At 71.8% G+C, this 13,533-nt stretch carries 1 protein-coding gene (running past one end of the window); it reads right to left on the bottom strand.

Annotated features, from left to right (window positions below):
- A protein-coding gene (locus OG289_RS49355) for a non-ribosomal peptide synthase/polyketide synthase (protein ID WP_327320534.1) crosses the window boundary here: on the bottom strand, positions 1-13,533 show its 5' portion. The gene continues 5,640 nt to the left of window position 1, outside the view; 13,533 of the gene's 19,173 nt are visible here — the first part of the coding sequence; its start codon is at positions 13,531-13,533; its stop codon lies off the left edge, out of view.

Below are 13,533 nucleotides of genomic sequence, written 5' to 3'. Positions count from 1 at the left end.
CACATCGGCAGGAACTTCGAAAGCCGACGAGTGCCCGCGCTGCGACGGCATCGGCTGCCGCTGCCGGTCGACCGGCAGCGGCAGCTCCACCGGAGAGCCGGCCAGCGCCTGGCGCCAGTAGTCCACCTGCCGGGACGCCAGGCTGTCCGGGTCGTCGTCCGAGCCCAGCAACTCCCGCTGCCACACCGCGAAGTCCGCGTACTGCACCGGCAACAGCTCCCAGGTCGGAGCCTCGCCCCGACAGCGCGCCGCGTAGGCCTCGCTGAAGTCCCGGGTCAGGACCGCCGCCGACCAACCGTCCGAGGCGATGTGGTGGAGCACGACCGCCAGCACGTACTCGTCGTCGCCGAGTGCGAACAGCACCGCGCGCACCGGCACTTCGGACGAGACGTCGAACGGATGGGCGGCCACGGCTTCGACGCCCAGCTCCACCGTGGCCGACGAGGCTTCGACGACCTCGAGGATCCGTTCGGCCTCGGCCGGTGCCAGCACCCGCTGGTACGGCTCGCCGTCGACGACCTGGAACACCGTGCGCAGGACCTCGTGCCGCTCCAGGACGTCGCCGAAAGCGGCTGCCAGCGCGTCGCGGTCCAGGTTTCCCGACAGCCGACTGACCATCGGGATGTTGTAGGTCGGACCAGGGCCGTCCAGCTGGGTCAGGAACCACAGCCGTCGCTGCGCGAACGACAGCGGCACCCGCTCCGGGAGCGCGCGCGCCGTCAACGCCACGCGGGCCGGGCCGGCCTGCTCCAGACGGGCTGCCAGTGTGGCCACCGTCGGGCAGTCGAACAGAGTGCGGACCGTGACCTCGATGCCGAGCACGACCCGGATCCGCGAGACCAGGCGCACCGCGAGCAGCGAGTGGCCGCCCAGGGCGAAGAAGTCGTCGTCGACCCCGACCGAGTCCCGGCCGACCGCTTCGGCGAAGACCTGGCACAGCACCTCCTCGCGGAGCGTCGACGGCGCCCGCGAGGCGGAGACGGCGCGGTCGAGAGCCGGCAGTGCTCTGCGGTCGAGTTTGCCGTTCGAGGTCAGCGGGAGGACGTCCAGCGCCACCACTGCCGACGGCACCATGTACTCCGGCAGACGCTGTCCGGCGAATGCCCTCACCGACGCGGCCAGGGAGTCGGCGTCGGCGATGTCGGCGACGACCACGTAGGCGGTCAAGCTGCCGGCGTCGGCAACCACGGCGGCCTGGGACACCCCCGGGCACGTGGCGAGCACCGCCTCGACCTCGCCGGGCTCGACCCGGAAGCCGCGGACCTTCACCTGATCGTCCGCCCGGCCCAGGATCTGTATCCGACCGTCACCCAGCCACCGCGCCAGGTCCCCGGTCCGATACATCCGCTCACCAGTGCCGAACGGGCAGGCCACGAACCGCTCGCCCGTCAGAGCACTGCGACCCATGTAGCCGCGCGCCAGCTGGACACCGGCGACGTACAACTCGCCCGCGACCCCGGGCGGAACCGGACGCAGCCCCGCATCCAGCACGAAGACCCTCGTTCCAGCCACGGCCGTCCCTGCCGGCACCCGCCCCGCGGCCACGTCGTGCGCGTCGAACGGCCCGGCCAGCACACCGATCGTGGTCTCCGTCGGCCCGTAGTGGTTGACCATCGCACGGTCGCCGGCCGCCGCGAGCAGCTGTCCGGCCAGCGCCGGAGATGCCGCTTCACCGCCTAGAACCAGCACCCGCGCCGGAAGCAACGGCTCCACGCCGTCGGCGCTCGACAACGCTGCCAGGTGCGACGGAACGATCTTCAAGAAATCGATCCCGTGCTCGGCGAGATACGCGGCCACAGCCCCCGGATCCGTCACCGCCTCCTCGTCCAATACATGCAACTCGCCACCGGCCGCCAACGCCGCGAACACCACCGTGTTCCCCAAATCAGTAGCCTGCGCCTGCAACAGCGCATACCGGCCGCCGTACTCAGCAAACGCCAACCGATTCGGCATCGAGCCCAGATAACTTGCCAACCCGGCCTGAGTAACCCCCACACCCTTCGGACGACCCGTCGAACCCGACGTGTAGATCACATAAGCCAGGTTGTCGCGCCACGACCGCGGCAGCCCGGCAGCCACGGGCCCCGTGGCGAGCATCGGGTTGTCGCGCCACGACCGCGGCAGCCCGGCAGCCACGGGCCCCGTGGCGAGCATCGCGGCCGTGGCCGGATCGTCGACAGCGACGCTCAGCATCCGGCCGACCGGCAGCTCGTCCACGAGTTCGGTGGTGCCGACCAGGATCGACGCACGGCTGTCGGAGAGCATGAACGCGATGCGCTCAGCCGGAAGACCGGCGTCGATGGGCAGATACGCCGCCCCTGCTTTCCAGACGGCGAGGATCCCGACCATCGTCTGCGGGCCGCGCGGAAGGCACAGGCCCACCACACTGTCCGGGCCGACACCGAGTCCGCGCATGTGATGAGCCAGTCGACCGGCCCGCTCGTCGAGGTCCGCGTACGTCAGCCGGCCTTCGGAACTCACCACGGCGAGCGCGTCGGGTGTCCGGGCCACCTGTGCGGCGAAGATCTCGGGGAACGTGGGAGGCGTCTCCGACTGTGCCGTACCGCTCCATTCGCTCAGGACCCTTCGGCGCTCGGCGTCGTCGAGGACGTCCACCGCTCGCAGGCGCGTGTCCGGGTCCGCCGTCACCGTGTCGAGAACCCGTGTCAGGCGGCTCGCGAACTGGTCGGCGAACGCCTGGTCGAACAGGTCGGAGGCGGCGGTGATCACGCCGCGCAGTCCCGCGGGGGCGCCGTCGTCGTCGAAGGTCTCGGTCAGCAGGACGTCGAGGTCGAACTTGACCGCCGGCCGGCCGGCCGCCTCCACACCGGCGGCCAGGCCCGGCAGTGCGGGGTCCGCACCGGCGTCCTGCATGGTGAGGATGATCTGAAACAGCGGGTGCCGGGCCGGCGACCGCTCCGGCGCCAGTTCCTCGACGAGGCGCTCGAACGGCACGTCCTGGTGGTCCAGGCCGGACAGCGTCGTCGCCCGGACCCGGTCCAGCACCTCGGCCATGGTCGGGTCCCCGGACAGGTCGGTGCGCAGCACCAGAGTGTTGATGAAGAAGCCGACCAGGTCGTCCAGGACGGCGTCCGCGCGGCCGGCGACCGCCGACCCGATGGGGATGTCGGTGCCGGCGCCCAGCCGGGACAGCAGCACCGCCAGGGCGGTCTGCACCACCATGAACACCGTGGCATGCCGGTCCCGTGCCGTCGCCGCCAGCCGGGCGTGGAGATCGGCCGACACCTGGAACGGCGCGCTGTGGCCGTGGTGGGAAGCGTTCGCCGGGCGCGGACGATCGGCCGGCAGTGCCAGTTCGGCCGGCGCACCGGCCAGGGCGGCACGCCAGTAGGCGACCTGCTGGGAGATCAGGCTGTCGGGTTCGTCTTCGGACCCGAGCATCTCGCGCTGCCACAAGGCGTAGTCCGCGTACTGCACCGGCAGCGGGGACCAGTCAGGGGCACGACCCTGACTGCGAGCGGCGTAGGCGTCTGCAAGGTCCCGGGCCAGAGGTCCGGTGGACAAGCCGTCGGAAGCGATGTGGTGGACGACCGCCATGAGGACGTGTTCCTCCGCGCCGAGCGCGAAGAGGGTGGCTCGCACCGGCAGGTCGGTCGACAGGTCGAAGGGGCGGCGCGCCTGGCCGGAGACGGCTTCCGGCAGCAGCGCCTCGGTGATCTCGACGACCTCTGGTTCCCACTGGGCGTCATTGAGGTCCAGGACGTGCTGCCAGGGCTCGCCGTCCGCCACGGCGAGGACGGTGCGCAGCACTTCATGGCGTTCGAGGACGTCGCCGAGCGCGGCCCGCAGCGCGGCGCGGTCCAGCGGTCCGGACAGCCGCAGCAGCATGGGGATGTTGTAAGTGGGGGTCGGGCCGTCCAGCTGGCTCAGGAACCAGAGGCGGCGCTGCTCGAAGGACAGAGGGGTCCGCTCCGGATGCGGTCGGGCCACCAGCGCGGGCCTGGCGGCGCCGGTGTCGGTGCCGGACAGGACGGCCGCCAGCCCGCCGACCGTCGGGTGCTCGAACAGGGTCCTGATGCGGATGTCGGCGCCGAGCCCGGAGCGGATCGCGCCGAGCAGCCGGACCGCCGACAGGGAATGGCCTCCCAGGGCGAAGAAGTCGTCGTCGACACTGACCGAGGGCACGCCCAGCACCTTGGCGAACACCCCGCACAGGAGCTGTTCGCGCGCCGTGGCCGGGCGTCGTCCGGGTGCCACCGCCTCGTGGCGGGGAGCCGGCAGTGCTTTGAGATCCAGCTTGCCGTTCGGCGTCAGCGGCAGGACGTCGAGCACGACGATCGCCGAGGGCACCAGATGACCGGGCAAGTGTTCTGCCGCGTGATCGCGGACCGCTGCTTCGATGCCTTCGCCGCCGGAGCCGACGGGTACCACGTAGGCGACGAGCCGCACCTCGCCGGTGTCGGTCCGGGCGACGACCGCCGCGTCGGTGACGTCCGGGTGGCAGGCGACCACCGCGCGCACCTCGCCGGGTTCTATCCGGAAGCCCCGGATCTTGACCTGGTCGTCGCTCCGTCCCTGGAAGACCAGTCGGCCGTCGTTGATCCGCCGGGCGAGATCGCCGGTGCGGTACATCCGCTCACCGCAGCGGAACGGGTCCGCGACGAACCGGCAGGCGCTCAGTCCCGGCCGCCCGAGGTAGCCGCGGGCCACGCCGGCGCCGCCGACGTACATCTCGCCCACGGCACCGTGCGGGACCGGCTCCAGATTGTCGTCGAGCACGTAGACGCGGTAGTTCGCCAAGGGCACGCCGATGACGCTGCCCGCCGGGTCCGGCTCGGAGCCGAGCTCGGTGAACGTGACGTGGACGGTCGTCTCGGTGATCCCGTACATGTTGATCAATCGCGGTCCGGCCGCGCCGAACCGGGACCACCACGGGCCCAGCCGGCCCGGGTCCAGGGCCTCGCCGCCGAAGACCACGGCCCGCAGCCGTGGAAGCCGATCCGGGCGGTGCTCCAGCTCGGCCATGAGCTGGTAGAACGCCGACGGCGTCTGGCTCAGCACACTGACGCGCTCGCGTTCCAGCAGCGTCACGAACTGCTCGGGGAAACGGGCCGTGTCCGACGGCACCACCACGACCCGGCCGCCGTACAGCAGCGCACCCCAGGTCTCCCACACCGAGAAATCGAAGGCAAACGAGTGGAAGCAGCTCCACACGTCATCGGCCGTCGGCGCCACGACCGCCTCGGCGGCGGCGAACATCGAGACCGCGCTGCGGTGGGTCACCGCGACGCCCTTGGGCTCGCCGGTCGAACCGGAGGTGTAGATGACATAGGCGGGATGGTCCGGCAGGCACTGCGCCAGGGCGTCCGTCGCGAGCTCGTCGTGGACGTCCTCCAGCAGCAGCACCGGGACGTCCTCGCTCACCGCCGCCGCGACAGCCGCGACCGTCCGCGACGTCAGCACGCCGACAACACCGGAATCGCGCAGGGTGTAGGCGATCCGATCGGCGGGATACGACGGGTCGACCGGCAGATACGCCGCGCCGGACTTCACAGTGGCGACCATGGCCACCATCAGTTCGGCCGAGCGTGGGAGCAGCAGGCCGACCACGGACTCCGGGCCCGCTCCCCAGGCGGCCAGGCATCGTGCCAGCCGGTCGGCGCGCTCGTTCAGTTCGGCGTAGGTCAGCTCCACGCCGTCGCAGGCCACTGCCACGGCGTTCGGAGTCCGCGCCACCTGCGCGGCGAACAGGTCGGCGAGTGTGGCGTCCGGCCTCGTCGCCGTCGCACCGTCCGCCTCGGCGAGCAGCGCCTGCCGTGCAGCGCCGTCCAGCACCCGGACTGCGGAGAGTGGCGCGTCCACACCGCTGTCACAGCTCTGTTCGAGGGCCGCGACCAGATTTTCGATCGTGGCCCGGAACAGCCGGCCGACCTCCACCGGGTCGATCGGGGCGACTCCGTCGACGGTCAGCCCGATCGTCTCGCCACGGTCGTCCACGGAGACGGTCAGCGGGTAGTTCGACCTCGACCAGGCGTAAGCGGTCCGGACGCCCTCGGGGTCGCCGAGACCCGGGACCGCCGAGTCGTCGTCAGCGTGCCGGTAGTTGAGGATCGCCGTGAACAGCGGGGCGTTGCCTGGCAGTCCGGCGGCCTGCTGGACCGCGGCCAGGGAGGCGTGCTCGTGATCGAGCAGTTCGGCGAGCCGGGAACGCACCTCGCCCACGGCGGCCGTCGCGCCGAGCCCGTCCAGCCGGACACGCACCGGCAGGGTGTTGAGGAAGGGCCCGACCGCGCGGCCGGCCGAGGCCCCGGAACTGCTCCGGCCGAACAGGACGGTGCCGAACACCACGTCGGTACGGTCGGCGACGGCGGCCAGCAGCCGTGCCCACGCAACGTGCAGCACGGTCGCGGGGCTGGCCTTGAGCCGCCGCCCGACGGCGACGATCCGGCCGGTCAGGTCCGGTCCCAGGTCCAGGGTCTCCTGCGCGGCGTCGGCTCCGCTGTGGACGTCCAGAACTCCGTACGGGGCGGTCGTCCCGTCGACGCCGGACAGCACCTCGGCGAAGTAGCGCTCGTGACGGTCGCCGTCGGCGCCGGCGCGGGCCTCGGCGACGAACTCCCGGAACGGCAGCGGCCTGGGGAGCTGATCGGCGGCGGCTCCGCAGAGCAGGGCGTGGATCTCGGCGAGCGCCGCCTCCATGCCCAAGTGGTCGAGGACCATGTGGTGGACGCGGATCAGGGCCCACCAGCGCCGGCCGTCCGGGTCGGCCGCTGCCGCGACGTCCATGATCGGAGCGCGGGTCAGGTCCAGAGCCGGTGGGGCCGAGCGCAGCAGCTGCTCGACGGGATCGGCATCGGGATCCAGGACGACATCGGCGACCGGCAGTTCGACATTCCGCCAGACGACCTGGACCGCTTCCGGCAGGCCCTGCCAGAAGATCGACGTCCGGTATATGTCGTGCCGGGCGACCACCTGTCGCAGTGCTGCGAGAAAGGCGTCGAGGCGGTCGCGGGAGTCGAGCTCCAGGACCATGGGCTGGGCGTAGACGTCGGCCTGTCCGTCGTCGGCGAACAGGTGGTGGAACAGGAGGCCTTCCTGCAGCGGTGCGAGCGGGTAGATGTCCGCGACGTTGGCGGCGTCGCCGTCGACCGTTCCGGTGATCGCGTCGATCTGCTCCTGGGTCAGCTCGACCATGGGCAGCATGTCCGGGGTGACGCGGGTGGCGTCCGCCGGGATCAGGTTCGGGGGCACGACGACGGTCTCAGCGCCGGCGGCGATCGAGAGCCCGGCGACGGTCGGGGCCTGCAGGAGCGCGCGCACGGTCACCGAAACGCCGCGCTCTCGCAGCCGCTCGACGAGCGACACGGCGAGCAGCGAGTGGCCGCCGAGAGCGAAGAAGTCGTCGTCGACGCCGACCGAGGGCACGCCGAGCACCTCGGCGAAGGCGGCGCACATCAGCTCTTCGCGGCGCGTCGACGGGGCGCGCGAGCCGACCGGTGCGGAGAGCTCCGGGGCCGGCAGGGCTCGACGATCCAGCTTCCCGTTCGCGGTCAGCGGCAGGGCGTCCAGAACCACCACGGCGGCGGGAACCATGTACTCCGGCAGCCGCTCTGCCGCGAACTCCCGGACGGTGTGGGGATCGCACTCGTCGTCGGGGACGACGTAGGCGACCAGGCACCGGTCCCCGGGGGCGTCCTCTCGGGCGACGACCGTCGCCTGTGCGACGCCGGGACCCGTGGCGATCACCGCCGCGACCTCGCCGGGCTCGATCCGGTACCCGCGGATCTTCACCTGCTCGTCGGCGCGGCCCAGGAAGTCCAGCTGCCCGTCGGGCATCCAGCGGGCGCGGTCGCCGGTGCGGTACATCCGCCTGCCCGGGACGAACGGGCAGGCCACGAACCGCTCACCGGTCAAGCCCGGCCGGCCGACATATCCCCGAGCCAGCTGCGTGCCGGCGATGTACAGCTCACCGGCGACGCCGGGCGGCACCGGCGCCAGGGAGGCGTCGAGCACGAACAGCTGCGTTCCCGGGCTCGGCCGCCCGATCGGCACCAAGGCGCCCAGCGCGGTGTCGGAGCCGGCCGTGAACGTGCAGCAGCCGACCGTGGCCTCGGTGGGACCGTACTCGTTGACGACAACCGACGCCGGGGACATCGCCAGCAGCTGGGCCACCCTGGCGGGCGGGAGTGCCTCGCCACCGACGACCCAGCATGCGGCGGCGTCCTGAAGCCCCGCGCCCACCATGTGCCCGAGTATCGGCAGGTGGCCCGGGACCACCTTCACCACGCCGAAGCGGGCACCGCCCTGGATGAGGTCGGCGAGGCCTGACACACCGCCCTCGCCGGAGACCGTCACCGAACCGCCGGCCAGCAGCGGCAACACCAGGCTGGTCACGGTCAGGTCGAACGCCGCCGACGAGTGCAGGGGCGCTCCCCCGTCCAAGGGGTACTCACACAAGGCCCATGCCGCATAGGCCGCCAACGCGCCATGCGAGACTCCCACGCCCTTCGGCCGGCCCATCGACCCCGACGTGAAGATCACGTAGGCCAGGCTCCCCGGGTGCGCGACGGCCCACGGCACCGTCTCGCCGACCTCGGGGAGCGGGTCCTCGACCGCCACGGTCACAGTCCGGCCGGCGGGCAGCTCGTCCAGCACCTCGTCGGTGCCGAGCACCACCGAGGCCCGGCAGTCGGCGATCAGGGCGCCCAGTCGCTCGACCGGATGCGCCACGTCCAGCAGGGCCACCGCCCCGCCGGCCCGCCAGACCGCCCAGGCGGCGACCAGGAGGTCCACCGACCGCGGCAGGACTGTCGCGATGACCGACTCCGGACCGACGCCCAGGCCGATCAGGCGATGGGCCAGGCGGTTGACCCGCGCGTCCAGTGCCGCGTACGACAGCTCCACACCGTCGCAGACCACTGCGAGCGCGTCCGGCGTGAGCGCGACCTGCGCGGCGAACAGCTCCGGAGCCGGAAGCGACAGCCCGTCGGCCCTGCCTCCGGCCCAGTCGGCCAGGGTCCGGCGACGGTCCGCGCCGAGCACTTCGATCGCGGCCAGCGGCACCTCCGGCCCGCCCTCCAGCGCCGACGTCAGGTTCCGCAGCGCCGTGAGCAGCATTCCGCACACCATCGCGGCGTCGAAAGGAGCCGCCACGTCCACCGCCACGGAGAAGTCGCCGCCGCTGTCGTCGACCACGACCGACAGCGGGTAGTTCGTCCGCTCCCGGAAACGGGCCACCTCGACGCCTGGGATCCCGATCTCCATGGACTCGGGCTTGAAGCCGTCGTCCGTGTTGTGGCGGTAGTTGAGAATCGAGGTGAACAGCGGCATGCCGACCGCCACGTCGCTGGCCTGCTGGGCCACCGACAGCGGGGCGTGTTCGTGATCGATCAGCCCGGCGAGCTGGACGCGCAGGTCCAGGATCGCCCGCTGTGCCGACAGCGCGCCGGTGCGGACCCGCACCGGCAGGGTGTTGAGGAATGGTCCCGGTACCCGCGCGGCTTGCAGACCGGTGTTCATCCGGCCCAGCAGGACGGTACCGAACACCACGTCATCCCGGCCTGACAGCACGGCCACGACCCGAGCCCACGCCACGTGGAACAGCACCGCCGGACTGACGCCCAACCGGTGCGCGGCCGCCCTCACGGGATCGGACAAGTCAGCCCCGGCGCGAGTTGCGGCCCGGACCGTCGCCGCCCCGTCGTCGCGGACGTCCAGCAGGCCGAACGGTGCCGTCGGCTCGTCGACGCCGACGAGCAGCGCGGCGAAATGCCGACTGTGCGCCGCGGGATCCATGGTGCCCCGGATCTCGGCGACGAACTGGCGGAACGGCAGCGGATCGGCTTGCGCGGACGAGTCTGCGGCCATGATCGCGCGAACCTCGGCGAGGGCCGCGGCGAGACCGAGGTGGTCGAGGATCACGTGGTGGACCCGGAGCAGGGCCCAGCGCCGGAGGCCGTCCGGATCCACTGCGACGTGCAGGTCGAGCAGTGGTGCGCGCTGCAAGTCCATCGCCGTTCCCGCCGCCGCTGTCAGGGTGTCCTCCGGATCCGCGTCCGCGGCCAGCGGCACCCCCGTCACCCGGAGGCGGGCGCGGCGCCGGACGACTTGGACCGGCTGCGGCACATTCTCCCAGGCCAGGGACGTACGGTAGATGTCGTGGCGGTCGACCACCTGCTGAAAGGCGGCGACGAACGCGTCCCACCGCTCACCCGATTCGAAGACGAGAACGGCCTGGGACAGGTACGCGTCGGGACGCTCGTCGTCGGCGAGCAGGTGGTGGAACAGCATCCCTTCCTGCAGCGGTGTCAGGGGGTAGATGTCCGCGATCTCGGCCGCGCCGCCGTCGATCCTCGACACGACCGCGTCGATCTGCGGCTGGGTCAGCTCCGTCAGCGTGAGCATGTCGGGGGTGATCGCAGTCGCGTCCGCCGGGATCAGGTTGGGCGGGACGACGACCCGGTCCCGGCCGGCCGAGGCCGCCAGGCCCGTCGGCGTCGGGCTCTCGAAGAGGGTCCGCATGTCGACCGACATCCCCGCCGACCGGAGCCGACCGGCCAGGTGCACGGCCAGCAGGGAATGCCCGCCCAGGGCGAAGAAGTCGTCGTCGACGCCGACCGCCGGGAGGCCGAGCACCTCGGCGAAAGCCGCGCACAGCAGTTCCTCGCGCGGCGTGGATGGCGCGCTCAGCCCGGCTGCGGCCGAGAAGTCGGGCGCGGGCAGAGCTCTGCGATCCAGCTTGCCGTTGGCCGTGACCGGCAGTTCGTCGAGGACCAGGACCGCCGACGGAACCATGTATTCCGGCAGCCGCTTCGCGACGTGCGATCGCACGGCTTCGGCGAGATCCGCGCCGTTGCCGCCGTCGGGGACGACGTACGCGACCAGGCGCATGCCCCCGGAGCCGGCCTCGAGCGCGAGGACTGCGGCCTGGCCGACGCCCGGCGTCGCGGCCACCGCGGCCCGGACTTCGGCGGGTTCGATCCGGAAGCCGCGGATCTTCACCTGCTCGTCCGCGCGGCCCAGGAACACCAGACGGCCGTCCGCCCAGCGGACCCGGTCGCCTGTGCGGTACATCCGCTCGCCGGGGACGAAGGGGCACGCCACGAACCGTTCGGCGGTCAGGTCCGGGCGCTGGACATAGCCGCGGGCCAACTGCACCCCGGCCAGGTACAGCTCCCCTTCGCCGCCGTCCGGCACCGGCTGCAGGTGCGGGTCCAGGACGAACACCCGCGTGTTGGAGACCGGCGCGCCGATCGGCACGACGGGTCCGTCCGACGGGTCGCAACGATGCGCCGTGACGTCCACGGAAACTTCGGTGGGACCATACAGGTTGGACAGCCCGACGCCCGGCAGCGCCGCGAAGAACTGGTCCCGCGTGCCGGCGGACAGCGCCTCGCCCGAGCAGACCACTCGACGCAGCACGCCACCGACGCCCGGGCACGCCGGGTCGGCCAGGAACACATCCAGCATCGACGGCACGAAGTGCGCCGTCGTCACCCGCTCGCGCAGTATGAGCTCGGCCATGTACCCCGGATCGCGGTGGCCGCCGGGCCGGGCCACCACCAGCGCCGCGCCGGTGACCAGGGGCCAGAAGAGCTCCCAAACCGAGACATCGAACCCGAACGGCGTCTTGTGCAGCACCCGGTCCTCGGCACGCAGATCGAACTCGTCCTGCATCCACAGCAGGCGGTTCACGATGCCGGCGTGCGACACCGCCACGCCTTTGGGCCGGCCCGTCGAACCGGAGGTGTAGATCACGTAGGCCGGATGGCCGCCGTCGACCGGGACACTGGGATCAGAGCCCGGCGACGTGATGAGTTCCGCAGCTGTCCTCGGCTCGTCCAGCACCACCGGTTCCACACCGTCCGGTACCGCATCCGCGCAGGCCTGCGAGGTCACCACCCATGCCGCACCGGAGTCGGCGACCATGACCGCGACACGCTCGGCGGGCAGTCCCGGATCCAGCGGCAGGTAAGCGCCCCCCGCCTTGAGCACACCCAGGAGCGCGACCACCGTCTCCGCCGATCGCGGCAGGCACACTCCGACCACCGACTCGGGCCGCACGCCCTGCGCCCTCAGAGCCCACGCCAGCCGGTTCGCCCTGGTGTCCAGCTCCGCGTAGGAGATCTCGGTGCCCTCGAACACCACCGCCGTCGCGTTCGGAGTGCGTGCCGCTTGAGCGGCGAACAGCTCAGGCAGTGTCGCCGACGGCACTTCGGTCGCCGCGCCGTTCCAGTCGCGGAGCAGGGTCTGCGCCTCGTCCTCGCCGATCAGCCGAGCCCGGCCGATCGGCTCGTCCGGCGCCGCGCCGGCCAACCAGTCCAGGACCCGCCGGAAACGCCCGGACACCTTGGCGCCGTCCCCGGTCGTGTGCAGGTCAGGGTTCGTCACGACGCCGACGCGCAGTCCGGCGCCCGCCAGCGCCGGGTAGACGTCGATCCGCAGATCGTCGGCCGGGCCGCTGGCCAGGGCGGTGCGGACGGCGGTGCAGTCGCCGAAGAGGAGCGGGCGCTGGTCGGAGACCACGTTGACAACCAGCGGGCACAGCGGTGCCGCGCCGACCAGTTTCAGGTCGGCGAGGATGTCCCTGTGCTGATATCGCTGGTGGCGCAGTCCTCGCAGTACCGCCGAGGAGGCCTGCTTGACGATGCCCGCGGCCGAAGTCTCAGGGGTGAGCCGGAGTCGGACCGGCATGATGTTCGCGGTCATGCCGGGGATGCCGAACTGCGCCGGCACGGTTCGGCCGTGCACCGAGACGCCCAGGACGACGTCCTGCGCACCGGTGACGCGGTGACGGTACAGCGCCGCGGTCGCGATCATCAGTCCGGGGAGGCTGGTCTTCAGCCGCCGCGCCGCCGAAGTGAGCTCGTCGACGGCGTCAGCGTCGATGTCAGCGGTGTGCACGTCCGGCGCGGTCGGCCGATTTCGGTGGCCGGTCTCGGTGGCGTCGGGCTCCAGGTCGGCCAGCGCGTCGAGCCAGTATTGCCGGTCACGCTCCAGATCCGCAGAGTCCCGGTACTCGCGGTCGGCGTCCAGCAGTACCGAAAACGGTGCCAGGGCCCCGTGGTCCGCGGCCGTGCCGTTCCGCAACATGGTGTAGATCCGGGCGACCCGCTCGCTGAAAACGGCGAAGCTCGCGCCGTCGACGGCTATGTGGTGCGCGCGCTGATACCAGACGAAGTGGTCCGGACCCAGCCGGAACAAGGCGTGCGCGGTCAGCGGACGGTCGACGATCTCGACCGGGCCCCGCAGGTCGGCGTCCATCCACGTGCGGGCCGCGGACAGCGGATCCGGTTCGTCGCCGAGATCCGCCACATGGATCGGCCGATCCTGCGAATCGTCGACGTACTGATAGGGCTTGCCGTCCTCGACGCGCAGGCGGAGCCGGTAGGCCTCGGCTTCGGCCATCGCACGCTTGAGCGCTGTCAGGAGCAGGTCCCGGTCCAGGGCGCCCCGGATCTCCAGGTACTCGCCCTCGTGGTAGACCGATCCGTCGGGTGCCAACTGTGCGCCGTACCAGAGGCCCACCTGTCCGGACATCAGCTCGTGGAGCCGCGCTTTTGACGCAACCAT

The sequence above is a fragment of the Streptomyces sp. NBC_01235 genome, from assembly GCF_035989285.1.
GTDB lineage: Bacteria > Actinomycetota > Actinomycetes > Streptomycetales > Streptomycetaceae > Streptomyces.
The sequence above is the reverse complement of the archived record's forward strand: the minus strand, read 5'-3'. Positions and strand labels throughout refer to the sequence as shown.